Genomic DNA, 25212 nt, shown 5'->3' with positions numbered 1-25212 from the left:
ATGCGTCGACTACTGGTGCCACTGCTGATCGTCCTCACCGCGGTGGTGGCCTGCGCCGACCCGAACGCCCAGTCAGGTCGCTCGGACCCGACGGTCGCGGAGCCGGCGCCCACCGAGCTGCTCGCCGACGGCAGCGCGCCCTGGGCCGATCTGAAGATCACCGGCGAGGACCTCAACGGCCGCCCCGCCGCGCCGAGAACGCCGGCCGCCGGCAGCGAACCGTGCCGGGCAGAGCAGCTGACCGGCCGGCTCACCACCTGGACGCGGCCCGGCACCGGCGGTGAGACGCCTCGGGGTTTCGACGCCGCCATCGGCAAGCTCATCGGCGAGGTGGACGTGCGGAACTCGTCGACTGTCGAGTGCACGCTGCAGGGCGAGGTACCCACGACCATGCTCGCCGGCGGCCGTGAGATCCCGATGCTCTACACCCACGGCATCGACGAGGAGGGCCGTACCCGGGTGGTCGCCGTGCCGGCCGGCGGCAACGCCAGCCTGCGCCTGGACTGGTCCGGGCCGTTCTGTCAGCCCGTGAAGGGGGCGTTGGAGCTCGCGATCGAGCTGCCGCACGACGGCGGCAGGTTGCGCGCACCGGTCACCGCCGACGAGCGTCCAGGCTGTCCGCAGGGGGAGAGGGTGCACCCCCGCGCGCGGGGGACGCTGTCCGCGAGCGGGTTCACCGAGCCGGTGACGGTGTCGAAGCCCCCGTCCTCGCCGCTCGAGAAGCTCACCGTCGCTGTTCAGGGGCCGACGACCGCCGCCGCCGGGTCGCGGCTCTCCTTCCGGGTGACGCTGGGCAACCCGACCGGCGGCCCCCTCGTGCTGGACCCGTGCCCGGGCTACCTGATGGAACGGTTCTCTCTCGGCGACGCGACGAACGACGCGGTGAACTCGGCCCAGCTGTACCGGCTGAACTGCCGCGCGCTCCCGCAGATCCCCGCCGGCGACAGTGCCGTGTTCGAAATGGTCGCCGAGGTGCCGGCCTCGATGCGGGCCGGGCGCGAGCTGAGCGTGACGTGGAAGCTCTATCTGCCGCACTACGTGCAGCGGAGTAACCAGTTTGGTGTCCTCACCCTCACCGTCGTCTGAGGAAGGTCGCTGCCGGGCCAGCCGCACCGGTGAAGTCGACGTAGGTGAGAACGGGAGATAGATACTGTTGAGTGCGTGGGAGCGCTCCCGTACCATACCTGACGCGGCCTGTTAACGTTCACAATCGGTCACCGCACAGCGACCACCACCAATGCATAGGCCGCCGTCCCGCGAGGAGGGTGCTATATGACCAGATCCAGAGCCACCAATGTTGGTCTGGTTGCGGCCGGCGTCGGCTTACTGGTGTCGTCGACAGTTGTCGGGGCCCTGCCGGCCGGTGCCGCAGCCGAGGGTTGTTCGGTGAACTACGCCGTGTCGTCGCAGTGGCAGGGCGGCTTCGGCGCCAACGTGGCGATCACGAACCTGGGTGACCCGTTGAGCAGTTGGACGCTGACCTGGTCGTACGGCGCCGGTCAGACGGTGACGCAGGCCTGGAACACGTCGCTGACGCAGAGCGGGTCGGCGGTGACGGCGAAGAACGTGAGCTACAACGCTGCGGTCCCGACCAACGGCACTGTGTCGTTCGGGTTCAACGGGTCGTGGACGAGCAGCAATCCAGCACCGACGAGCTTCGCCCTGAACGGTGTCACCTGCACCGGTGACACGACGCCGACCGATCCGCCCACCGATCCGCCCACCGATCCGCCCACCGATCCGCCGACCGATCCGCCGACCAACCCACCGACGTGCAACCTTCCGTCGACGTACCGGTGGTCCTCGACGGGAGCGCTGGCGCAGCCGAAGTCCGGCTGGGTGTCGCTCAAGGACTTCACCGTGGCCCCCTACAACGGCCAGCAACTCGTCTACGCCACCACCCACGACAACGGCACCCGGTGGGGCTCGATGAACTTCGGCCTCTTCACCAACTACTCGCAGATGGCCTCCGCCAGCCAGAACGCGATGAACAACGGGACCGTCGCGCCGTCGCTGTTCTACTTCGCGCCGAAGAACATCTGGGTGCTCGCCTACCAGTGGGGTGGGCCCGCGTTCTCGTACCGGACCTCGACCAACCCGACCAACCCGAACGGCTGGTCCGCGGCACAGACGCTGTTCAGCGGAAGCATCACCGGTTCGGGCACCGGCCCGATCGACCAGGCGGTCATCGGTGACGACCAGAACATGTACCTGTTCTTCGCCGGGGACAACGGCAAGATCTACCGGGCCAGCATGCCGATCGGCAACTTCCCGGGCAGCTTCGGCTCCAACTACACGACCATCATGAGCGACACCACCAACAACCTCTTCGAGGCCGTTCAGGTCTACAAGCTCCAGGGCCAGACCCGCTATCTCATGATCGTCGAGGCGATCGGTTCGCAGGGTCGCTACTTCCGCTCGTTCACGGCCACCAGCCTGGGCGGCTCGTGGACGCCGCAGGCCACCAGCGAGAGCAACCCGTTCGCCGGCAAGGCCAACAGCGGTGCCACCTGGACCAACGACATCAGCCACGGTGAGCTGCTGCGCACCAACGCCGACCAGACGATGACCGTCGACGCCTGCAACCTGCAACTGCTCTACCAGGGCCGTTCCCCCAACTCCGGGGGCGACTACGGCCTGCTGCCGTACCGGCCGGGTCTGCTGACCCTGCAGCGCCCGGTGTGATCACGCTCGACTGACCACCAACGGGCGGGCACGGCGTCCTGCCGGGCCCGCCCGTACCACGCCGGGCGCGGTTGATCCTCTGTCCACGCAGGGTCCTCGCCTGGCTCACCGCGCCTCGCCCGCGACTACGAAACCCACCCCGGCACCTCAGACACCATCGCCTGCTGGGCCGCCATCGCCGGCATGTTCCGCCGCCTCACCCGAGGTGGATCAGCCACCCGCCAACAATGCCGTACCTTCATACGCGACCGACGAAGATGGGAGAGGCCTTCTGAGGGATGCGGGTCTCGGGGCCGGTCTCACAAACTGTAGTTGTCTACAGTGCTTGACGCCGCCTTGCCGAGACGCTGTCCGAGTGCAAACGGCCGCACCGTTGCCGATCTAGGTGGTCCTCGGCGATTACGAGCTGGAACGCTGAGCGGAGCGATTAGCCCGGCCACTCGACTTCGCCAGGCCGATGAACGCCGCTCCGCCCGCGACTGCCAACATCAACACGGCCGGCACGGTCACCGCGACCGACAGCCCGTCCGCGGCCGCGACCGCGCCGATCGCCACCGGGCCGACCAGGCTGCCGACTGTGCTTAACCCCGTCACGATAGCAATGTTGCGGCTCGGGTTACCCACTTGAGCGTGCCCGGCGATGCTCATGATTTGGGGAACCACGCATGAAACGCCCAGGCCCATCAGGATCAGGCCGGCGTACGCACCGGCGACCGTATGCGACAGCACCCCAGCGGCCAGACCGGTGCCGGCGACTACCGCGCCGACTCGAATCAGCCTGAGCGGGCCCCATCGGTCCGCCAGCCGGTCGCCAACCAGCCGACCGGCCGCGACCGCCGCCGAGAAGCACGTCAGTCCCCAGGCTGCCAGGCCAGCCGGCACGGCAAGGGCGTCGTGCAGGTACACCGCCGACCAGTCGGTCATCGCACCTTCGGCAGCGGCGCCGAACATTGCCAGCACACCAAGCACCATCACGGCCCAGTGCAGGTCGCGGCGGCGGATGCCCGGCGCCACGCGCTCGCCTGCCAGCGTGCTCAGCTTGTCGCCCAGTTCGTCGCCGAACAACCATGCCAATGACACGCCCGCGCCGAAGAGGAAGACGCTGGTTCCTGTGAGCGATACGGTAAGCGACAGATGTAGCTGCGTAAGAAGGCCGCCGGTCCCGGCTCCGGCGATCGCGCCGATGCTGTAAGCGGCATGGAACGACGACATGAGCGGCCGCGCGTACGCCTTTTCAATCGCCACCGCTCGAGCGTTCATCGAAATGTTGAGCAGGCACAGAGCAGAGCCGAACAACAGTAGTGCCGGGATCAGCTCAGCCAAGCCACGCGCAAAACCGACCGGCACCAGCGCGACCGGGGCGGCCAGCACGGCCGCCCGCAGCACCGACCCGCTGCCGTATCGCTCGACCGCATGGCTCGCCCAGGGCAGGCTGAGCACGGTAGCCAACGGTAGGGCGAACAGGGCCAGCCCGAGGGTGCCGTAGTTGAGGTCTGCCTGGTGCCGGACCTCCGGGATCCGGCTGCCCCAGATCCCCATCTCAACTCCAAGCAGGACGAAACAGGCCAGCACCGGAAGCCGAACTCGTCCGCAAGCCATGTGCACACGCTAAGGAGTTGGAGCCTGCACTTGCTCAGCAAGGAGATGCCTTACACACTGTTGCGGTGTCATCACCGTAGGGAGGCACCGATGTGGACGCAGATTCTCACCCTGGCCGCCGTGCTGCTCGGCGGATCGATGTCGTACGTATTCACCTCCCGCTTGGAGCGCGACCGCAACCGACGCGAGATGGTAATCCGCTGGGACATTCGTAAGTACGAAGCATTCACTGACTACCTGGCTGCGGTGACCCGGATGGCGCGAGTGAGCGGCCAGCTCGTCCGGCCGAACGGATGGGACGACCTCGCGGCCGAGGTGGAGCCGACGACCGGGCGCACAGCGCTGGACGAATTTGAGAGCGCGCGCACCGCAGCGTACGAACGGGTCGTCATGCTGGCCGACAGGAGATGCATCGATGCCGCAGACGCCCTGAACACCGCGGTCTGGAAACTGGAGTGGTTCGGGCGGGCTGTCGTCGTAGACGGTACCGAGCAGGAGTGGCGTGCGGCGCTGGACGCGTACACCACCGCGCTAGACACGTTCCAACAGGCGGCGAGGGACAACCTGGTCGTGCCCGGGGTGCTCCTCGCTCGGGCGATCGAGCGACCGGTACCCACGCCCCGTCGGGAGGGCAAGAGCGTCCCGGGCGTCTGAGAAGGTGTCATTCGTCGGCGGTCGATCCAATACCCTCCCCTCTCGTACTGAAAGGGGAGGGTCTCGTACTGAAAGGGGGGGTATTGTGCTGCGGGACTGGCTCGACGCCGATCTGCCGCACATGCCGGGCCTCTTCGACGCGCCGGACATCGCCGCGAACACCGATATTCCTTCTCCATTCGACGTGGACGCCTTTCTGGTCAGAATTCGGCGTCGCCGTGCCCAGGGCATTGTCGACTTGGCCGTGACGCACGACGGCGGGGAGCCGTTTGGCCTGGTCGCACTTCACGTGGCGAGCGGGGTACTGGGGTACGCGGCCCGGCGCACCGCGGCCGAGGCCTGGCGTCGCGTTCTCTGCGGTTGATGACGAGCTTCTGCCACGACGAACTCGGCCTCACCCGACTGCGACTGAGCATCGTGCAGGGCAATGTGCCCTCGCAGCGGGTCGCCGAGTCCGCCGGATACGTCCGGAGCGACGGTGACGCCACCGGGAGGACGAATCGGTTGGGGCAGCCAAAGCTGCTCGAAAGCTGGCATTGGATTGCTCCCGCGACGTCTGGCTGACAAAGACGGGATACGACACGCACCATCGGGGCGGCCTGTGGCTGACGAGTTTGGGACGATGCGCCGGTCGACCTACCGACATCACCCGACTCGAAGGGACCCCGCGATGGCAACTGTCATCTCCACGCTGTTCATCTCGGCCGACGGCGTGGCCGAGATCGACCCGGACTGGCACTTCCCGTACTTCGACGAGAACATGGGCCGCGCCGTCACCGAGGACTACGACGCCGCCAGCGTGCTGCTCATCGGCCGCGAGACGTACGACAGCTTCGCCGGAGCCTGGCCCGACCGGGAGGCCGCCGGTGGCGAGGACGCGCCGTTCGCCAAGCAGCTCGGCGACATGCGCAAGGTCGTCGCCTCGCGCCAGCCCCTGGAGTTCTCCTGGCGCAACTCCGAGCTGATCGACGGGGACCTCATCGACGCCGTCACCGCGCTGAAGGCCGATGCCGACGTCCGGGGAATCCTCATCCCCGGGTCGATCTCCGTCGTGCAGCAACTGCTCGCCGCCGGCCTGGTCGACGAACTACGTCTGCTGGTGCATCCGGTGGCCGCGCGCAAGGGCCGCAAGCTGTTCGACGAGGGAGACGCGGCGTACCACCTGCGACTGGTGGCGTCGGAGGCGTTCCCGACCGGCGTCCTTCGCGTGATCTACGCCCCGGGCACGGCACCGACTCCGGTCGGGTACGACGAGATCAAGGACCAGGTGCCGGCCGGAAACTAGGCGCGCTTCGGGGAAGCAGTCCCGGCGGATCGGGGCCACCGGTGCCCAGCGGTACGCACCGCTGGATTGACCACCACCGATTCATCCCACACTTCGGACCGGCATTTAGTGAGGGCTATCGATATTGACGATTGGTGGCTGCGGCGACAGGATCTCGGGCACCACCACCCTGATCCCCCTCCTGGGAGGCGCCATGACCCGTCCCCGCCTGCCCCGCCTGCCCCGCCTGCGGGCAGCCACCCGGTTGGCCGCACTCGCCCTCGCCACCGCCGGCGTGCTGCTCACCGTCGCCACCCCGGCCAGCGCCGCCGTGCCCACCGGCCGTTACGTCGCGCTGGGCGACTCGTACACCGCAGGTCCGCTGATCCCGACCCAGGTCGACCTCAACTGCCTACGGTCCAACCGCAACTACCCGTCGTTGGTGGCGGCGTCCGCGGGCTCGTCGTCGTTCGCCGACGTGAGCTGCTCCGGCGCCACCACTGACGACATCCTCTACGGCGGTAGCGGCCAACTGGGCATCGCGTTGCCGCCGCAGCTCAACGCGGTCACGTCGAACACGTCGCTGGTGACGGTGCAGATCGGCGGCAACGACATCGGCTTCTCCGGCATCATCGGCGACTGCGCGGAGGCGAGCGTCAGCAGCCCGCTCGGATCTCCGTGCAAGAACCGGTACACCGCCGGAGGTGTCGACCAGTTGCAGGCGCGGATCGTCGCCGCCACGCCGAAGATCACCGCCGTGGTCCAGGCGGTCCGGCAGGCCGCGCCGGGGGCGCGGGTCGTGGTGCTCGGCTATCCGGCGATCCTGCCGGACAGCGGTTACGGCTGCTGGCCGGTCGTTCCGATCGCCTACCAGGACGTGCCGTACCTGCGTGGCGTCGAGAAGTCGCTCAACGCGATGCTGGCCAGCGTCGCGAGCGCCAACGGCGCCACCTACGCCGATGTCTACACGCCGTCGATCGGCCGTGACGCGTGCAAGGGCAGCGGCACCCGGTGGGTCGAGGGTCTGGTGCCGCAGAACTCGGCCGCGCCGTTCCACCCCAACGCCCGAGGTGAGCAGGGCATGGCCACCGCCCTGATCGCCAGGCTGAACAGCTGACCGGGCCGTAGACGGCCGAGCCCGCCCCGCCGGCAGCGGCGGGGCGGGTTTCTCCTGCGGTGCGCCGACGCGGCGCGGTGCCCAGCCTCGCCGTGCTTGAGATCGGGTAGTCCGGGGTACCGAAAGCTATGCCGAATGTGGGGCAAGTCGTCGGAGACCGTTACCGCCTGGTCGAAAGCATCGCCAGCGGCGGAATGGGTGACGTGTGGCGGGCGGTCGACGAAACCCTCGACCGCTGCGTGGCGGTCAAGATGCTGCAACCACGGTTGGTTACCGACGGCGGCTTCGGTGAGCGGTTCCGGCGCGAGGCGCGGGCGATGGCGGCCCTGCGTCACCCGGGTGTCGCCCAGGTCTACGACTACGGTGAGGTGTCCCAGTCCGGAGCGCTGGCCCTCGCCTACATCGTGATGGAATGCGTGCAGGGGCAGCCCCTGTCGGAGCGGATCGCCGAGGTCGGCCGGCTGGACGTGGCCGAGACGATGTCGATCGCCGCGCAGACCGCCCGTGCGTTGCAGGCCGCGCATGACGCCGGTGTCGTCCATCGTGACGTCAAACCCAGCAATCTGATCATCGAGCCGGACGGGCACGTCGTACTCGTCGATTTCGGTGTTGCGGTGACGCAGGAAGCGGCGAGCCTGACCGGAGCGAACCAGATCGTCGGCACTGCCCTGTACATGGCACCCGAGCAGGTAGCGAAGAACGAGATCACACCGGCGATCGACATCTATGCGCTGGGGGCTGTCGTCTACCACTGCCTTGCCGGTCGGCCGCCGCACGAGGGCGAGAATGCCGTCGCGGTGGCGCTGCGGCATCTCGAAGAGGAACCGTCGCCGCTGCCCGAGGACGTTCCGGCGGAGGTCCGGCGTGTGGTCGCCACCGCGATGGCCAAGGATCCCGCCCACCGCTTTCCGACGGCGGAGGCCATGGCCAGGGCGGCGCAGACGCTCGCGGACCCGTCTGACCACCTGCCGGCCACCGCGACCGGGGCGACCGAGGTCGGGGTGCGGACCGAGGTCACGGCTGCCCGGCGGTCGGCCGTCGGCGGCACTGCGGGCCGGGCCGTCACTCCCGGGCCCAGAGCGCTCGCGGTGCTTCTCGGATCGTTGGCCGCCGCGGCTGCCGTCCTGGTGCTCGCCGATCCCATCGGGATCATGCCCGGCCCGACCGGGCGACCGTCGACGCCTCCCGTGGTGCCGCCAGCGGTGTCGCCAACGGTGCCGCCCGAGCGGGAACCGGGCCCCGGCGTCGGCGGCGGTGAACCGGCCACCCGCAGTTCGGCGGGCATGCCGGTCCGGGCGCCCGGCTCTCCGACTCCGACTCCGACGCCGACCCGGGGCGAGGGGACGGTGGATCCGTCGACGCCGTCCGGTGGGAGCACTACGGACGCGCCCGGTCCCACCGCGTCCGAGAGCGCTCCCGCGGAGCCGACGAAAGCCCCGACGGCAGCCCCGACAGACGGAACGACAGCGCCGCCGACCTCGGGGACGACGGAGAACCCCGCGGCGGACCCCACCTCGCAACCGTCGGCGGAGAATCGACGGCCGGAGGAGAGACCGCGGCGCCGCAGGCGTAGCGGACGGCGGTGACGACAATTGTCTCGCGACTGGACCGTGCCGCAAGTTCCGCCCTTTGCTCTGCACCCGCGGAAGCGCCATGCAGCGGTAGGCCGGCGGTGCCTCGGCGGGTGCAGAGCAAAGGGTGCGTCGAGCGGGGCCGGCCCGACGCCGTCATGGACGGTGGGCGGGCGAGAGGTTGCCCGCGCAACGCAGTCTGGCGTGGCGACCGAAGCCGCCACGCCAGTGATGCGATGTGTCAGGAACCTGTCGGGGTCAACTGGTGCGACAGGTGACCGTCGGCCAGTTCCAGTTGCCGTTGGCCATGATCGTTAGGCCGAAGTTGTTGCCGTTGCCGTTCGGCGTCGCGGTGACGGTGCCACTGTTGCCGTTGACGGCGGCGTTCCAACTGTTCTGAACGCTCTGGCCGCCACCGAGGCCGAGGCTGACGACCCAGTTGTTGGTGCCGCTGACCGCGACATTGAGGTTGAACCGGTCACCCCACTGCTGGCCGGCGGAGATCGTCGCGTTGCAGTTGCCGGTCCCCGGGTTGCCGGTGGGGGGAGGGGTGGTCGGGTTGCCGCCGCCGCTGCCCTCCCGGACGGTGATGTCGGAGCTTCCGCTGCTCTGGTAACCCTCGGTGGCCATGACCTGGTAGCTGTGGTTGGTGCCGAGGTTCAAGCCGGCCCGGGCCCACGCGTCGAAGTGGTTGGCGGTGGTGATGGTGCCACTCGAGCGCTTCTGCTGGCGGACGCTCCAGAACTGGTAGAACGTCTGGTTGCCGTCGATCGACGGGGCGTTGACCCGCTGGCTGCGGAGGATGTCGTAGGTGCCGCCGTCGGTGGTGACAGTGCCCATCCGCTGCGCGCCACTGCTCGGGTTGTAGGTGCCGAAGTTCTCCACCACGTAATACTCGATGAGCGGGTTGCGCGTCCATCCGTACAGGGCGAGGTAGGTGTTGTTGTTGCCCGGGTTGTAGCTGCCCGAGTAGGTGACCGTCCGTCGGTTGCCGGTGGCCCAACCCTTGCCGCCGACCCAGTTGTTGGTGCTCCGGTCCCAACTGCTGGTGTACCGGCCGTCGGCGCGCAGCGTCATGCTGGCGTTGCCGCTGTCCTTCCAGAACGAGAAGTAGTACCCGTTGTGCGTGCCGGTGAGGTTCGACGTGAGGGTCCGGTCGGCCTCGGCGTACGCGTTGGTGGCCGTCATCGTGCCGGCGACGGCCACGACGGCGGCGCATGCGGCGCCCAGGAGCAGCCGCATGCGGCCGCGACCTCTCGGTTTGGTGTGGCTGGTGTCGGTCATGGAACTGTTGCCTCCTCTGACGGCTGGCGGGGGCCAGCGGCGCGGTACGCCTCGGCAGGCTGCCGGTGGTCGGGTAAGGGCCACGGCGTCGTACCGCTCGGTGGTGGTGGGCCGGTCGTCCTGCACGACGATCGGAGAAGTGGGTCGTGGTGGCTGGTGCTGACGACAATCGAGCGCCGTCGATGGCGACCGTATTAACCCAGCCGTCGCCTTGTCAACAATTTTCGGAAACAGGGTGGCAACACCGCTGTCGTCACCGGAGCGACATCCATCCAGGTCAGTAGTCGATCAGAGTCCGGGGCCGTCACTGCGGCGTCGCAACACCTGAACATCGCTCGGGGTGGGGGTTGCCGAAAGTTCCGGAGACTTTCCGGACCAGGTGCCCCGGCCGTGCCGAGCGGCGCGGGCAGCCGTTGCCGTTACCCGCGGGGTCAGCGACGCAGCAGGGCGTTGAGCCGGGCGGACTGGCGGGTCAGGTGGTCGCGTTCGGCGAGGTTGGGAGCCTGCTGGGCGGCTTCGGCGTACAGCCGCGCCGCCGTTGCCAGGTCGCCGTCGCGCTCGTGCAGGTACGCCGCCACCGCCGTGTACCGGGGCAGTGCGTCGTCCACCGCCGCGAGTGCCTTCAGCCCGGCCCGGGGGCCGTCGGCCTCACCGACCGCCACCGCGCGGTTGAGTCGGACGACCGGGTTCGCGGTCAGGCGCGCCAGCTCGTCGTACCACTCCACGATCTGCACCCAGTCGGTCTCGGCGGCGGTCGGCGCGTCCGCGTGCAGCGCCGCGATGGCCGCCTGGGCCTGGAACTCACCCAGTTGGTCGCGGGCCAGCGCCGCCTGCAGGATCTCGACGCCCTCGGCGATCGACCGGGTGTCCCATCGGCGGCGGTCCTGCTCGGCGAGCGGCACCAGGCTGCCGTCGGGCCCGGTCCGGGCGGCGCGCCGGGCGTGGTGCAACAGCATGAGGGCGAGCAGCCCCGCCACCTCGGGGTGGTCGATCGCGGCCGCGAGCTGCCGGGTGAGCCGGATGGCCTCGGCGGCGAGATCCACGTCACCGGAGTAGCCCTCGTTGAAGACCAGGTAGAGGACGCGCAGCACGGTGGCGACGTCACCGGGTCGGTCGAACCGCAGCCCGGACACGGTGCGCTTGGCCCTGCTGATGCGCTGCGCCATGGTCGCCTCGGGCACCAGGTAGGCGTGGGCGATCTGCCGGGTGGTCAGCCCGCCGACGGCGCGCAGCGTGAGCGCGACAGCGGACGACGGCGTCAGCGACGGGTGGGCGCACAGGAAGTAGAGCTGGAGCGTGTCGTCGACCGTGGGGGCCGGCCCTGGCCCCGGTTCCTCGTCGACGAGATCCTCGCGCCGACGGCGAGCGGTGTCGGCTCGGGCCGCGTCGAGGAACCGTCGCCACGCCACAGTGGTCAGCCAGCCCAACGGGTCGCGCGGCGGGTCGGCCGGCCAGACCCGGACCGCCTCGACCAGGGCGTCCTGCACGGCGTCCTCGGCCGCCGCGAAGTCGATTCCGCGGCGGACGAGGATCCCGAGGACGCTCGGCGTGAGGCTGCGCAGCAGCGTCTCGTCCATCGAAGCCGTCACTCAGTGATGGTGGGGGGCTCGCTCAGGAACGGGCGTAGCTCCAGCCACTCGTGGATCGGCTTCCCGCCCGCCCCGGGAGCTGCCGACAGCTCCCCAGCCAGCTCGACGGCCCGGTCGTGACTGTCGACGTCGATCACCATCCAGCCGGCGATGAGATCCTTGGTCTCGGCGAACGGGCCGTCGGTGACCGGCGGGCGGCCCTCGCCGTCGTACCGGACGAACGTCCCCTCCGGGGCGAGGGCCTGGGCGTCGACGAACTCCCCGGTGCCCTCGAGTCGGGCCGCGAAGTCGCGCATGTACTGCACGTGGTCCGAGATCTCCGCCGGTGTCCACTGGTCCATCGGCACGTCGTTCACCGTGGCCGGGGTGCCCCGGTAGTGCTTGAGCAGCAGGTACTTCGCCATCGTGGTGCTCCTCGGTGCTGGCTGCGACCCATTGTGGTCGCGTTCACTGCGGGGACGAAGCCGGTAGGCGCTTCTCGACATCGCTGTCCGGTTTTTTTCCTCCCGCAGGTTAATCTCGGGTGAATCGTCCGCCGTTGGGGCACCTCGGAGGGCGCAAAACTTGATTCGTTCCAAAATAGTGAGCTAGTGTTCGTACCCGTGATGTCCGACTTCGAGGCGCAGCTGCGGGCCGTCTCGTTGCGCGTGACCCGGCCCCGGTTGGCGGTGCTGGCGGCGCTGCGCGACCACCCGCACGTCGGCACCGACGCGGTGATCGCGCTGGTCCGCGCGGAGCAGCCCACTGTCTCCCACCAGGCGGTGTACGACGTGCTGCGCGTGCTCACCGACGCCGGCCTGGTGCGGCGCATCCAGCCGGCCGGGGCGACGGCCCGCTACGAGTCCCGGATCGCGGACAACCACCACCATGTCGTGTGCCGCTCCTGCGGCGCCATCGCCGACGTCGACTGCGCCGTCGGTCACGCCCCCTGTCTCACCGCCTCGGGCGACCACGGTTTCACGGTCGACGAGGCGGAGGTCGTCTACTGGGGCACCTGCCCCGACTGCGCGACCGACCGCACGCCCCAGAGATCCGCAAGCTCGGAAGGAAGTACATGAGCGACACCCAGGACAACGGCCCCGTCAGTGCGCAGGGCGTGGACCAGAAGGCAGCGGCCGGCTGCCCGGTCGCGCACGACTCGGTGACCGCGCACGGCAGCGAGAGCGAGAACCCGGCGATCGACTCGCCGACCCCGAAGACCGGTGGTCGCCCGCGCACCAACCGGGACTGGTGGCCCAACCAGCTCGACCTGTCGGTGCTGCACGCCCACTCGTCCAAGGGCAACCCGCTGGGCGAGAACTTCAGCTACGCCAAGGAGTTCGCGAAGCTCGACGTCGAGGCCCTCAAGCGCGACATCGTCGAGGTCCTCACCACCTCGCAGGACTGGTGGCCGGCCGACTTCGGTCACTACGGCGGCCTGATGATCCGGATGAGCTGGCACGCCGCCGGCACGTACCGCATCGAGGACGGCCGCGGCGGCGCCGGCGACGGTGGGCAGCGGTTCGCCCCGCTCAACAGCTGGCCGGACAACGCCAACCTGGACAAGGCCCGCCGGCTGCTCTGGCCGGTCAAGCAGAAGTACGGCCAGCAGATCTCCTGGGCCGACCTGCTCGTGCTCGCCGGCAACGTCGCCCTGGAGTCGATGGGCTTCAAGACCTTCGGCTTCGGCTTCGGTCGCGAGGACGTCTGGGAGCCCGAGGAGATCTTCTGGGGTCCGGAGGACACCTGGCTGGGCGACGAGCGCTACGCCTCCGAGAAGGAGATGGCGGCCGGCGTCGGCTCGACCGAGATGGGGCTCATCTACGTCAACCCGGAGGGCCCGCGCGGTAACGCGGACCCGGCCGCGGCGGCGCACTTCATCCGCGAGACCTTCGGCCGGATGGCGATGAACGACGAGGAGACCGTCGCCCTCATCGCCGGTGGTCACACCTTCGGTAAGACCCACGGTGCCGGCGTCGCCGACAACCACGTGGGCGCGGAGCCCGAGGGCGCTCCGCTGGAGGCGCAGGGCCTGGGTTGGCTGAGCACCCACGGCAGCGGCAAGGGCGCCGACACGATCACCAGTGGTCTCGAGGTGACGTGGACCGACGTGCCGACGCAGTGGAGCAACCGCTTCTTCGAGATCCTCTTCGGCTACGAGTGGGAGCTCACCACCAGCCCCGGCGGTGCGAAGCAGTGGGTCGCCAAGGACGCCGAGGCGATCATCCCGGATCCCTTCGACCCGGCGAAGAAGCACCGGCCGACGATGCTCACGACCGACCTGTCGCTGCGCGTCGACCCGGCGTACGAGAAGATCTCCCGCCGCTTCCTGGAGAACCCCGACCAGTTCGCGCTGGCCTTCGCCAAGGCGTGGTACAAGCTGCTGCACCGCGACATGGGCCCGATCGAGCGCTTCCTCGGACCGTGGGTGGCCGAGCCGCAGCTCTGGCAGGACCCGGTGCCGGCCGTCGACCACGAGCTGGTGGGCGACGCCGACATCACCGCGCTCAAGGCGAAGGTCCTGGAGTCCGGTCTCACGATCGACCAGCTGGTCTCCACCGCCTGGGCCTCTGCCGCGAGCTTCCGGCACACCGACAAGCGCGGCGGCGCCAACGGCGCGCGCATTCGCCTCGAGCCGCAGCGCAGCTGGGAGGTCAACCAGCCCGAGCAGCTGGCCACCGTCCTCACCACCCTTGAGGGCATCCAGCAGGAGTTCAACGCTGCCGGCGGGGCGACCATCTCGCTCGCCGACCTGATCGTGCTGGCCGGTTCGGCCGCCGTCGAGAAGGCGGCGCGGGACGCCGGCGTCGAGGTGACAGTGCCGTTCCGGGCGGGCCGCACCGACGCGACCCAGGAGCAGACCGACACCGATTCCTTCCGGGTCCTCGAGCCGCGCGCCGACGGTTTCCGCAACTACCTGCGCGCTGGCGAGAAGACCCAGCCGGAGGTGCTGCTGGTCGACCGTGCCTACATGCTCAACCTGACCGCGCCCGAGATGACCGTCCTCATCGGCGGCCTGCGCTCCCTCGGTGCCAACGTCGGCGGCAGCCAGCACGGTGTGCTCACCGACCGGCCCGGCGTGCTCAGCAACGACTTCTTCGCCAACCTGCTCTCCCCGGGCACCCGGTGGAGCGCGTCGAAGTCCGACGAGCACGTGTACGAGATCCGCGACCTGGCCACCGATGAGGTGAAGTGGACCGCCACCGCGGTCGACCTCATCTTCGGGTCCAACTCGCAGCTGCGCGCCCTCGCCGAGGTCTACGCCAGCCAGGACGCCCGCGACAAGTTCGTGGCCGACTTCGTGGCCGCCTGGACCAAGGTCATGGAGCTCGACCGGTTCGATCTCGCCTGACAGGTACCACCGACGAGCCCCGGCCGATCCGCACGTGATCGACCGGGGCTCGTCGCCCTTTGCGTGCCGTTCGACGTGGCACCGGCGCCGTCCACCTCGATGTCACCCCGGTGCCATTCCCTTCGCGACGAATCCCATGGATGATTTTCCTGTCTCATTGATCAGCTGGCGGACGGGCCCATCCATGGCAAGGTGTTGACCCTGCCCGGGCGGCGGGCGCGGACCTAGTCACGCAGGGAGTCAACGTGGCCCATCCCGACCTGCAGGCCGAGGACGTGGACCAGCACGCCGAAAGCCCTGCGATACCCCGGCAGCGGGTGGTCCCCGCCCGGCGGTCCCGAGCGGGCGTCGCCGACACCGACACCGTCTGGCGGCCGCTGCGGATCGCGATGATCGGCCAGAAGGGGATACCGGCGACCTACGGCGGGATCGAACGGCACGTGGAGGAGATGGCCAGCCGGCTCGCCAGCTACGGCCACGAGGTCACCGTCTACTGCCGCCGGAGCTACGGCGAGACACCCGCCGACGGCTACCGGGGCGTACGGCTGCGCCAGACCCACACGATCTCGAGTAAACACCTCGACGCCATCGTGCACGCGGCGACCTCGACCATGGCGGCGGTGGCCGCGCGGCCCGACATCGTGCACTACCACGGGCTCGGGCCGGCCCTGGTCGCCCCACTTCCGCGTGCCCTGTCCCGGGCACGCGTGGTGCTGACAGTGCACGGTCTGGACAACCAGCGGAGCAAATGGGGGCTCGCCGCGCGGGCGGTGCTGGGCAGCGCCCACTGGTTCAGCGGGTACGTTCCGCACCAGCGGGTGGCGGTCTCCCAGGGGCTCGCCGCCCACTATGACGCCCGGTTCGGCCGCCCGACGACCTACATCCCCAACGGCGTGAACCCGGCCCGACCGGCGCGGACCCGTCAGATCCAGGACCGGTTCGGGCTGACCCCCGGCGGCTACCTGCTGCTGGTCGGTCGGCTGGTGCCGGAGAAGGCGGCCGACCTGCTGATCCGGGCCTTCCGCCGGACCGAGACCCCGCTGCGCCTGGCGATCGTCGGCGGGTCGTCGTTCACCGACGACTTCGTGGACCGGCTGCGCCGGGAAGCCGGGGCGGACGACAGGATCGTCTTCACCGGGTTCGCCTACGGTGACCTGCTCGCCGAGCTGTACGCCGGTGCCGCCGGCTTCGTTCAACCGTCCCGGTTGGAGGGACTGCCGTTGACGTTGCTGGAGGCCGCCGCGTACGGGCTGCCGGTGGTCGCCAGCGACATCGCGCCGCACGTCGAGGTGCTCACGTCCGACACCGCCGGCGGGCGGTTGTTCCGCGACGGCGACGAGGACGACCTGGTCCGGGTGTTGACGTCGCTGCTCGCCGACCTGCCGGGCGAACGGGCCGGTGCGGTGGCGCTGGGTGAGCGGATCACCAGCAGGTACAGCTGGGACACCGCCGCCCGCGAGTTGGAGCAGCTCTATCTCCGGCTGGCTCCGGAGCCGGGCCGCCGGGGCAGCGCGCGACCCACGGGGGCCGCCGACTGACCGGACGGCGTCGGCCGGTGGGGTGTCGGATCAGCCCCCCGGGGGACGGAGCAGTCGGTGCAACGGCCCCTTCTGCCGTCGGGGTGACAGGACTAGATTGAACCGATCTTGTGCCGGGAGGACATCGATTGGCCGCGCCCGGCAGCGGCCGGGCAGCGCCGATTCAGTTCAGTGGGATCAGTGGAACAACACACGCAGCAGGTCAATCCGCTCATGACCAAGCGGCTCGACCCGACCCGCCTGCTCACCGGCGGCGCGGCGCTGGCCGCCGCGGTCGTGGCGGTGGGCGCGGGCGTCTCCATGGCGGCCGGTGACCGCAGGGGCATGGTGCTGCCGCTCGCCGCGGTAGCGGGGATCGCTGTGGCCGTCCTCGCGCTGACCCGGTTCGCCGGGTACGTGCTGCTGATGCTCGCGGTGCGCTCCTGCGTCGACCTGTTCAAGCTGACCGGCCCGAGCGCCGGCCAGGCCGACTCCGCCGGAACGGCCCGGGCGGTGGACCCCTCCACACTGCTCGCTGTGCTGTTCCTCCTCGCCGCCGGGCTCTGGCTGGCCGCACAGCTCAGCCGTCACGGGCGGCTACGCGGCTCCCCGCTCAGCTGGGCCATGCTGCTCGTCGGCGCCAGCAGCGTGGTCAGCGCCCTCGGTGCCAGCCGGCCGGCGAACAGCCTGTTGGAGGCGCTGCGGATCCTCACCGTGGTGGTGATGTTCGTGGTGCTGGAACAGCTCATGCCGGACACCGCGGCGATCCGTCGGGTCCTGCTCGCCTGCTACGCCTCCCTGGTGCTGGCGCTGGGCTACACCGTCGTGCTGTCGCTGCTCGGCAACCCGCCGGCCGAGGTGAAGGGCGACTTCACCCGGATCAGCGGCACGTTCAGCCAGTCGACCACGTTCGGCCGCTACCTGATGTTCATGGTGATCTTCGGGTTCGCGGTGTACCGCTTCCTGGATCGTCGACTGCGGGTGTCCCTCGCGGTGCTGCTCGCCCTCTCACTGCTGTTCCTGCTGCTCACCAACACCCGCAGCGCCCTGCTCGGCGCGGCGATCGGGCTGGTGGTGGTCGCGGCGCTGCATCGCAGCAAGCGGATGCTGGTCACTCTCTGCGTGGTGGCGGTCGCCGGGGTGGCACTGGTGCCCGCCGTCGGCGAACGCTTCGCCCAACTCGGTACGTCCCGCGCTGTCGGCGGAGACCCGACCGGAAACACCCTGGCCTGGCGGATCGACTACTGGACCGAGATCGTCACGCTCGCCGACCGGAACCCGGTGACCGGGATCGGGCCGAACATGACCCAGCGTGAGACCGACGAGGCGAAGAAGCCGCACAACGACTTCCTGCGGGCGTACGTGGAGACCGGGCTGCTCGGTCTCGGGGCGTACCTGCTGATGCTGTTCGCCTTTCTGCACACCGCCCGGACCGCGCTGCGGCGCGCGCCTCCGGGCAGCTTCGAGCGTGGCGTCGCTGTCGGGTTCACCGGCTGCGCCGCCGCGTTCCTGGCGGTCAGCGCCGCCTCCAACGTCATTTCCAACGTGGTCACCCTCTGGTACTTCGTCGCGTTCGCGGCGGCGGCCAGCGTGATCGCCCGCCAACCGGCTCCGAACCTGACCGGCGAGCAGCCACGAGGCACGTCCGTCCCGGTTTGACTGAACGACAGCATTGGGGAAAAAGTGGAGATCGTCGACTACCTGCGGGTCGCCCGGCGGCGCCTCTGGGTACTCGTGGGGGTGCCGGTGCTCGCCACCGGCGCCGCGGCCGCCATCGTCCTGTTCGCGCCGCAGCAGTTCAGCGGGACCGCGTACGTGGCGGCGCCGGCCCTGGTGGGCGGCGCGGCCGGCACGCAGTACACCGGCACGCAGGCGGCGAACCAGTTCGTCGCGGCGTTCGGCGCGGCGGTCACCTCGCCCCGCGTCCTCGCCGACGTGGCCGCCGACAGCGGGGTGCCGCCGGAGCGGCTGCGCGACGGGCTCGCCGTCAGCCAGGTCGGCGCGAGCAGCCAGTTGGAGGTGACGTACACCGCCGGCGACCGGGCGACTGTCGCGCCGGTGCTGACCGCGACCACCACCCGGGCGCTTGCCTTCCTCTTCTCCTCCCAGGTTGGCATCGCCACCGGTGAGGTCGAGGCGGCCAACGCCGACGTCACAGCGGCGACCAAGGCCATCGGTGAGTGGGAGAAGGCGAACAAGGTCTCCCAGCCGGACCGGATCTACCAGGCCACGCTGGGTGAGCTGACCAGCCTGCGCCAGCAGCAGCTCTCCATGCAGGCGGTCGGCAACGGCCGGGGTGTCGACGCGGCGACCGCCGCGATCACCGCCGCCCAGAGGAAGCTCGACGAGCTGGGGCCGAAGCTCCCCGACTACCAGGCCCTGCTCGCCCAGCGCGACGCGGCGACCAACGCCCTGTCCCAGGCGCGGGAGGGGTTGCAGGCGGCGCGTGCGCAGGCCCAGGCCGCCGATCCCAAGCAGGTCACCAGCATCGGCGAGGCGCACGAGGTGAGCCGGATGACCGAGCTGGTGCGCACCGCCCTGCCGGTGGGCGGTGCGGGTCTGCTGCTCGGGGTGCTGCTGGTGGGCGTACTCGAACTGCTCTCCCGGGGTCGTGCCGCCACCCGGCCGGTGGCCTCGGCGGCGACCACCGCGGCCCCCTCGGCGCCGGCGGAGACCGTGACCGCGGCACGGCCGTGACCGTCGCGGAACGAGCCGCCGGGTGCGCGAGGTGACCGGCCGGTCGCCGGCCGCGCCGGAGGCCGGCGACCAGCAGGTACGCGGCATGGCCCGCGGCGGTGTGCTGAACCTGGGCGGCGCCGTGCTCAGCCAGGTGGCGCTCTTCCTGGTCATGCTGCTGCTGGCCCGGGTCCTGGGTGTACGCGAACTCGGCCGGTACGCCCAGGTCTACGCCGTGCTGTCGCTGCTGGGGCTGCTCTCGCTCTCCGGTTTCCGGGCCGGGCTGACCCGGTTCGTGGCGGTGCACCTCGCCGACGACGAGCCGGCCGCCCTCCGGGGCGCGGTCCGGCTCGGGCTCGGCATCTCGGCCGTGGCGTCCACAGTGATCGCCCTCGCTCTGGCGGTCGGCGCGCCGTGGCTCGCCGACGCCCTGCACGACCCGCAGCTCACCACCGGGCTGCGGTTGGCGGCGCTCTGCCTACCCGCCACCACCGTCTGTGAGGCCGCGCTCGCCGCCACCCGGGGGTGGCGCACACAACGGGCCTACGCGCTCATCGGCCAGGTCTACGAGCCGGCCGCCCGGCTGGTGCTCACCGCGCTGGCGCTGGCCCTCGGAATGGGCCTGACCGGCGCGTTCTGGGCGCTGGTGGCGGCGAGCTGGAGCGCGGCCGGGCTCGCCCTCGTGGCACTCGCCCGGATGGTGCGCCGGGTGCCCGCCGCCCGGCCCGCGTACCGGCCGGGCGAGCTGTTCCGGTTCTCCACCGTCAGCTGGGTCTCGTCGCTGTCGTCCACCGGGCTGATCTGGGTGGACGCGCTGCTGCTCGGCTTCTTCGACTACGGTCCCGACGCGATCGGCGTCTACCACGTGGCGACCCGGCTGGTCACTATCGCGGTGTTCGTGCTGGCGCCGGTGAACGCCTCGTTCGGTCCGCACCTGGCGCACCTCTACCATCAGGGTCGACTGGACGAGGTCCGCCGGATCTACCGGGTCGCCACCGGTTGGGTGCTCCGGCTGTCGTTGCCGGCCTTCGTGGCGCTGCTGGTCTTCCCGGAGCAGTTGCTGCGCCTGGTCGGCGGGCCGGGCCTGGCCGGCGGCGCGGCGGTGACTGTGGTGCTGGCGCTCGGCCAACTCGTCAACGCCGCCACCGGGCCCTGCGGGACGCTGCTGAACATGTCCGGCCGGGTCTCGGTCAACATGCTGGACAACCTCGCGGCCCTGCTGCTCAACGTCCTGCTCAACCTCTGGCTCATCCCGGCGTACGGCATTCTCGGCGCGGCGGTGGCCTGGGCGGTGTCGTTGGCGGCGGTGAACGTCGCCCGGGTCTGGCAGGTGCGCGCGCAGGTGCACACCGTGCCGGTGACGGCGGGCATGGTCAAGGGCCTGGTCGCCGCGCTGGTCGCGATGGGCGTCGGGTTCGGTGTGCGGTGGCTGGTCGGGGGCGGGATCGGGCAGCTCGTGGTCGGTCTGGCCGCGATCGTGGTGGCGTACCTCGCCGTGGTGCTCGCCCTCGGGCTCAGCCGGGAGGACGTCATGGTGTTGCGTTCGGTGACCCGCCGAGGTGGTCGACGCGCCGCGGCCGACCCCGCCGACGGCACCGGTGTGGGCGCCGGCCGCCCCGTGGTCCGCTCGTGACCGGCATCGTGCGGCGTCAGGTCACCGACCGGCTGCGTCGGGGGGTACGCGCGGCACGGGCGTGGGGGCGCGCGGCCCGGCCGGGAGAGCCCGGTCCGCTGCCCGACTTCCTGGTAATCGGTGGGCAGCGCTGCGGCACCACGTCGCTGTACCACCACCTCGCCGCGCACCCCCAGGTCCGGGTGGCCAGCGGTAAGGAGTTGCAGTACTTCAGCGTCCACCACGGTCGGGGGGTGCGGTGGTACCGGGGGCACTTCCCACGCCTCGCCCCGGGTGAGCGCACGTTCGAGGCGAGCCCCTACTACCTGTTCCATCCGAGCGTGCCGGCCCGGGTCGCGGCGACCCTGCCGCAGGCCCGCTTCGTCGTCCTGCTGCGCGATCCGGTGCAGCGGGCCTACTCGCACTACCTGCACACCCGCTCGTACGGCGTCGAGCCGCTGTCCTTCGCCGACGCGCTCGACGCGGAGGAGGAGCGGCTGGACCGGGCAACGCGCGGCGGCCCGGACAGCGCCGCCGCGCACCGGGCGTTGCGCAATTATTCGTACGCGGCCCGGGGCTGCTACGCCGAGCAGTTGGACCGGTGGTTCGCGCAGGTCCCGCGAGAGCGGATCCACGTCGCCCGGACCGAAGACCTGCACACCGACCCGGCCGGCACGTACGGCGACATGCTGCGCTTCCTCGGCCTGCCGGCCTTCACCCCCGAGGCGTTCACCCGGCACACCCGTCGCGTCGACAACGGCGTATCGCAGCTGACCCCTGCTCTGCGCGAGCGACTCGACGCGTACTTCGCGCCGCACAACGCCCGCCTGAGCGCCCTGCTCGACTGGCCCGACCCCTGGCCGGCCCGTTAGCGGACGGCGGCGAGGATCCGGTCCACCGGCTGGTCGGCGCGGAGCAGGACGGGTACGTCGGTCACTGTGGTGCCGTCGCCGGCCGCGCCCAGCGGGGAACCCACCACCCCGGTCTTTCCGCCCGGTGTCGCCGGCACTGTCACCGGCGCGTTCGACGCCGACCAGAGCACCAGCGTGCTCGACCCGCCCCGGACGAACGCGACCCCGTGCAGCCTGCCGGCCACCGGGGCGGGCAGCGGGGTGACTGTGGCGTCCCGGGCCGCGTCGGCCAGGGCGGCCAGCATTCGGCCGGCGTCCCGTTCGGCGCCGTCCGGTTCGAGCAGGCCGTAGCGGACCTCGCTGCCGGCGGCGTTGTTCGGGTTGTACGCCAACGGCAGCCAACTGATCTCGCCGATCCCGCCGGCGACCAGCAGGGTGACCGTCTTGACCATCTCCGCCGCCCGGCTGGCCGGGTCACCGTCGCCGTCGCGCCAGAACTGCCCGACCTCCCACGCCTGGATCGGCACACCCGGCGGTGTGGTGGCGCGCAGGTAGTCCAGCAGCGGGGGCACCCCGTTGAAGTGCTCGTAGAAATGCACCTGACGGACGTCGACGGTGCGGTCGGTCAGCAGCGACTCGGTCACCGCCAGGAAGCGCAGGCTGCGGCTGTTGGTCTCGGTGCCGAGCGCCCGGCGTAGTTGCGCCTCTCCGGTCACCGCCGGGATCTGCTGCCCCCGGGTGCCGACCCGACGGTGGAAGTACGCCTGGTAGGCGGCGATGGCCTCGGGTATCCGCCCGGCGCGTACCAGCCGGTCGGCGACACCCATGCCGTACGCGACGCTGCTGATCCCGGAGTCGACCACCCGCGCCTTCGGGTCGGTCGCGCGGATCGTCTCGGCGGCGGCCCGGACCAGCCGCGCGTACTCCTCGGGACTGCCGGCCCAGTAGCTCGGCGCGTTGACCTCGTTCTCGATGGCGTACTCCCGCACCCCGTACGGGCCGTAGCGCTGCACCACGGAGCGGACGAACCGCTGGTACGCACCGAGGTCGGTGGGCATCGCCGACTCGGTCTTCTTCGCCGCGCCCCGGGTGTAGCGGGCGGTGCCACCGGTCGCCCAGCACACGCCCGTGCGGATCTTCAGGTGCAGTGTGATGCCCAGCTCCCGGCTGCGCGAGGCGATCTCGTCGAGCCCGGCCCAGTCGGCCTGCCCCGAGGTCCGTTCGATCTCGCACCAGGAGATCTCCTCGTACGTCGCCGAACCGGCGAGCCGGCGCAGGTACGGCTCGAACTGCTGGTACCGCGACCAGTCCCAGTGCGCGCCGAACGGGTTGCTCACCTGGCCGGCGGTGCGCCCCGGCGTGCCGACTCCGGGCGCCGCCGTCGCGGAGGGGGTGGCGGCCGGCGGCGGATCGTCACCACCGGCGGTGCAGCCGGCGGTGAGCAGGAACGTGACGGCGACGGCGGCGGCGACCGCGCGCAGCCGGCCCGGGCGGGTCACCGGTAGCCCAGCGTGCGCAGGGTCCGACCGGAGAAGACCCAGACCAGCAGACGGAGGAACGGGTCGAGTTCGCGGCGGTAGCTGCCCACCCGGGAGCCGTAGATCGGCGCGGTGTCGCCCACCGCCGCGCGTCGTCGCTCCGCCTCGGTGGTGTACTTCTGGGCCACGTCGTGCTGCTTGCTGTCGTAGTCGAGGATGCCGTCCTCCCAGGGCTCGCCGAGGAACTCGAAGAGACCCCGCATCGCCTTCTCCGGCTCGCTGACCGCCTGCTCGTACCGCAGCTCGTAGTAGCGGTCCGCCGGCAGGGTCGCGCCGACCGCCCGCGCGGCGCGGATGTAGCGCGGCCACTTCACCACGCACTTCACGGCGGACCAGTAGCCGAACCGTTTGCGGTGCGAGACCACCACGTCGCGTCCGTCCCGGATGAGGTGCACGATCTGGGCGTCCGGGAAGACCTCGGTGACGAAGTCGAGCGACATCGCGTACAGCGGGGTCTTGTCGGCCCACCGGGTCTTGCCCCGCGCGGCGGCGTAGTCGGCGTGCACACCGCCGAAGAAGTCCCGGATCCGGCGCAGCCAGTCCTCGCGCGGAAAACCGAAGCGGGCCAGTCGTTCCCAGTCCCGGCCGACGATCCGTCGCAGGTCCGGCAGGAACCGGGTCTCCGGGCCGCAACTGATCCGCGAATGCGAGTCCAGGACCAGGCGCACCATCGTGGTGCCCGACCGCTGACAGCCGACCAGGAAGATCGGCGCCGTACTGGTTCCGGTCTCAGCCACGATCGACCGCCTTCGTCGTCTCGGATCGGGCGTCGGCCGCGGCGCGGTCGAGCCGGTCGGTCAGCTCGTCGCAGCGGGCCCGGACGCGCCTGTCGATCGGTAGCCGTCGGTCGCTCGCCGCGCCGTGCGACGTGCGCGGGGCGATGTGCGCGTGCAGCCGGGGATGGTAGGGGAAGTCGAGGAAGGCGCAGAGCCGTCGGAGCTGCGCGGCGGGCTCCGCGACCAGGCTGTCGTAGCGGCAGAGCAGCACGTCGGCCCGCCGGTCCAGGCCGAGCTGGAAGAACAGCGCGTTGCGGACGTACCAGAACAGGGCCGCGCCGCTGTGCGGATCCAACCCCTGCGGGTCGTGGGCCCGGATCAGCTCGATCGTGTCGGCGTCGAGGCGTTGCCCCTGCCACCGGCGGCCGATGCTGCCGTCGGCGATCGCGCGCAGGGCCCGCAGGTTCGCGTCACCGAACTTGGCGACCTCGGAGCGAGCCCGGTCGTCGACGTCGCGGTAGACCCAGAGCGCGCGCCCCGGCGTCACCCCCGGCAGGGCCAGCAACTCGTCCACGCGGTGGCTCTCGCAGAGCGGCTTGACCAGGACGTACGCGTGCCGGCTGCGGTGGAGGGCGGCGGTCAGCACCGGGTCGGGGCGCAGTTGGAAGCGGTGGAAGACGGTGCTGTCGTTCTCGTTGCGGACCTCGACCTCGGGCGCGGCGTCCAGGCCCCGGACCAGCATGTTCGTGCCGGAGCGTTGCAGACCGACCAGGTAGACCGGCATCGCCGAGCCGGGCGTCCGGCCGGCCCGCCGTCGCCAGCGTCGTTTCGCCAGGGCGGTGCCGATCCGGTCGACCGGGTTGAGGCGGTCCTCCTCGATCAGCCGTCCGATCCCCTCGGTACGCGCCCAGCGCAGATGCCGCCGGACCCGCCGCGCGGTGTACGCGAGCGCGGAGACCTCGTCGTCGGCTGCCACGGTCCTCCTCGTCGGACACCGGCCCGGCCCTACATCCGAGTGGGTGCGACCGGCGGCAGCCAGGCTATCGGGAGATCATGGCGGGAGGCCAGGCCGCGGACCGCACGGGCAGACGAAGATCACCCGTTCAGCCACATGCCAAACGTGAGCTGGACTCGCCGACCAGCCCTGCATACCGTGGGCCCTGGCCGGGGCGGGCAGACCCCGGTCATCACCTCCGGGCCCGGATCGC

At 70.7% G+C, this 25212-nt stretch carries 21 protein-coding genes; 14 read left to right on the top strand and 7 right to left on the bottom strand.

Going from position 1 to position 25212, the window contains the following annotated elements; all coding sequences use genetic code 11:
• On the top strand, positions 1-1086 hold the full coding sequence (locus tag NIE111_RS15265) for a hypothetical protein (RefSeq protein WP_238685018.1): 1086 nt from the start codon (positions 1-3) through the stop codon (positions 1084-1086).
• Positions 1087-1272: 186 nt separating this feature from the next.
• Entirely contained in the window at positions 1273-2685 is a 1413-nt protein-coding gene (locus tag NIE111_RS15260) for a glycoside hydrolase family 62 protein (RefSeq protein WP_238685017.1), read from the top strand.
• A 399-nt stretch (positions 2686-3084) separates the two neighbouring features.
• Here NIE111_RS15260 and NIE111_RS15255 read toward each other — a convergent pair whose 3' ends face one another.
• Positions 3085-4284, bottom strand: a complete 1200-nt coding sequence (locus tag NIE111_RS15255; protein WP_372488339.1) for an MFS transporter — start codon at positions 4282-4284, stop codon at positions 3085-3087.
• A gap of 90 nt (positions 4285-4374) precedes the next feature.
• Here NIE111_RS15255 and NIE111_RS15250 point away from each other — a divergent pair, with 90 nt between their 5' ends.
• From NIE111_RS15250 to NIE111_RS15230, 5 genes are all read left to right on the top strand, one after another.
• A complete protein-coding gene (locus tag NIE111_RS15250) occupies positions 4375-4938 on the top strand; it encodes a hypothetical protein (protein WP_238685015.1) in 564 nt (187 codons plus the stop codon).
• 96 nt (positions 4939-5034) lie between these two features.
• Positions 5035-5502 carry a GNAT family N-acetyltransferase gene (locus NIE111_RS32430; protein WP_372488341.1) on the top strand — a complete coding sequence of 156 codons (468 nt, stop codon included), beginning with the start codon at positions 5035-5037 and terminating at the stop codon, positions 5500-5502.
• Between the two features lie 106 nt (positions 5503-5608).
• On the top strand, positions 5609-6223 hold the full coding sequence (locus NIE111_RS15240) for a dihydrofolate reductase family protein (RefSeq protein ID WP_238685013.1): 615 nt from the start codon (positions 5609-5611) through the stop codon (positions 6221-6223).
• A 193-nt stretch (positions 6224-6416) separates the two neighbouring features.
• Positions 6417-7319 carry an SGNH/GDSL hydrolase family protein gene (locus NIE111_RS15235; protein ID WP_274531143.1) on the top strand — a complete coding sequence of 301 codons (903 nt, stop codon included), beginning with the start codon at positions 6417-6419 and terminating at the stop codon, positions 7317-7319.
• A 128-nt stretch (positions 7320-7447) separates the two neighbouring features.
• Positions 7448-8905 carry a serine/threonine-protein kinase gene (locus NIE111_RS15230; RefSeq protein WP_274531142.1) on the top strand — a complete coding sequence of 486 codons (1458 nt, stop codon included), beginning with the start codon at positions 7448-7450 and terminating at the stop codon, positions 8903-8905.
• A gap of 243 nt (positions 8906-9148) precedes the next feature.
• On the opposite strand, the gene NIE111_RS15225 is transcribed toward NIE111_RS15230, so the two are convergent.
• The 3 genes from NIE111_RS15225 to NIE111_RS15215 all read right to left on the bottom strand — a co-directional run bounded on the left by NIE111_RS15225 (position 9149) and on the right by NIE111_RS15215 (position 12167).
• The gene (locus NIE111_RS15225) at positions 9149-10174 is read right to left on the bottom strand and encodes a glycoside hydrolase family 11 protein (protein ID WP_238685010.1); all 1026 of its coding nucleotides are present in this window, start codon (positions 10172-10174) and stop codon (positions 9149-9151) included.
• A 431-nt stretch (positions 10175-10605) separates the two neighbouring features.
• On the bottom strand, positions 10606-11751 hold the full coding sequence (locus NIE111_RS15220; protein ID WP_238685102.1) for an RNA polymerase sigma factor: 1146 nt from the start codon (positions 11749-11751) through the stop codon (positions 10606-10608).
• An 8-nt stretch (positions 11752-11759) separates the two neighbouring features.
• Positions 11760-12167 (bottom strand): YciI family protein, encoded by a 408-nt coding sequence (locus NIE111_RS15215; protein WP_238685009.1) that lies wholly within the window; start codon positions 12165-12167, stop codon positions 11760-11762.
• A gap of 198 nt (positions 12168-12365) precedes the next feature.
• Here NIE111_RS15215 and NIE111_RS15210 point away from each other — a divergent pair, with 198 nt between their 5' ends.
• From NIE111_RS15210 to NIE111_RS15180, 7 genes are all read left to right on the top strand, one after another.
• Positions 12366-12821, top strand: a complete 456-nt coding sequence (locus NIE111_RS15210) for a Fur family transcriptional regulator (protein ID WP_308193682.1) — start codon at positions 12366-12368, stop codon at positions 12819-12821.
• Entirely contained in the window at positions 12818-15094 is a 2277-nt protein-coding gene (gene katG / locus NIE111_RS15205; protein WP_238685008.1) for a catalase/peroxidase HPI, read from the top strand. Before NIE111_RS15210 ends, katG begins: the two co-directional genes overlap by 4 nt.
• A gap of 245 nt (positions 15095-15339) precedes the next feature.
• Positions 15340-16632, top strand: a complete 1293-nt coding sequence (locus NIE111_RS15200; RefSeq protein WP_238685007.1) for a glycosyltransferase family 4 protein — start codon at positions 15340-15342, stop codon at positions 16630-16632.
• A gap of 180 nt (positions 16633-16812) precedes the next feature.
• Positions 16813-18270, top strand: coding sequence for an O-antigen ligase family protein (locus NIE111_RS32265; RefSeq protein ID WP_238685006.1), 1458 nt, complete (start codon positions 16813-16815; stop codon positions 18268-18270).
• Positions 18271-18294: 24 nt separating this feature from the next.
• Positions 18295-19308: a Wzz/FepE/Etk N-terminal domain-containing protein gene (locus tag NIE111_RS15190; protein ID WP_238685005.1), complete on the top strand. Its 1014-nt coding sequence runs from the start codon at positions 18295-18297 to the stop codon at positions 19306-19308.
• A gap of 22 nt (positions 19309-19330) precedes the next feature.
• Entirely contained in the window at positions 19331-20920 is a 1590-nt protein-coding gene (locus NIE111_RS15185; RefSeq protein ID WP_238685004.1) for an oligosaccharide flippase family protein, read from the top strand.
• Positions 20917-21771, top strand: coding sequence for a sulfotransferase family protein (locus NIE111_RS15180; RefSeq protein ID WP_238685003.1), 855 nt, complete (start codon positions 20917-20919; stop codon positions 21769-21771). Before NIE111_RS15185 ends, NIE111_RS15180 begins: the two co-directional genes overlap by 4 nt.
• On the opposite strand, the gene NIE111_RS15175 is transcribed toward NIE111_RS15180, so the two are convergent.
• From NIE111_RS15175 to NIE111_RS15165, 3 genes are read right to left on the bottom strand one after another with little or no spacing between them, the layout of a single operon-like run.
• On the bottom strand, positions 21768-23249 hold the full coding sequence (locus NIE111_RS15175) for a hypothetical protein (RefSeq protein ID WP_238685002.1): 1482 nt from the start codon (positions 23247-23249) through the stop codon (positions 21768-21770). The genes NIE111_RS15180 and NIE111_RS15175 overlap by 4 nt on opposite strands.
• The gene (locus NIE111_RS15170; protein WP_238685001.1) at positions 23246-24025 is read right to left on the bottom strand and encodes a sulfotransferase family protein; all 780 of its coding nucleotides are present in this window, start codon (positions 24023-24025) and stop codon (positions 23246-23248) included. Before NIE111_RS15170 ends, NIE111_RS15175 begins: the two co-directional genes overlap by 4 nt.
• Positions 24018-24980, bottom strand: a complete 963-nt coding sequence (locus NIE111_RS15165) for a sulfotransferase family protein (RefSeq protein ID WP_238685000.1) — start codon at positions 24978-24980, stop codon at positions 24018-24020. The genes NIE111_RS15170 and NIE111_RS15165 overlap by 8 nt, the downstream gene beginning before the upstream one ends.
• Positions 24981-25212: the final 232 nt, after the last annotated feature.

It is taken from the genome of Micromonospora hortensis, from assembly GCF_022230935.1.
GTDB classification, from domain to species: domain Bacteria; phylum Actinomycetota; class Actinomycetes; order Mycobacteriales; family Micromonosporaceae; genus Micromonospora; species Micromonospora hortensis.
The sequence above is the reverse complement of the archived record's forward strand: the minus strand, read 5'-3'. Positions and strand labels throughout refer to the sequence as shown.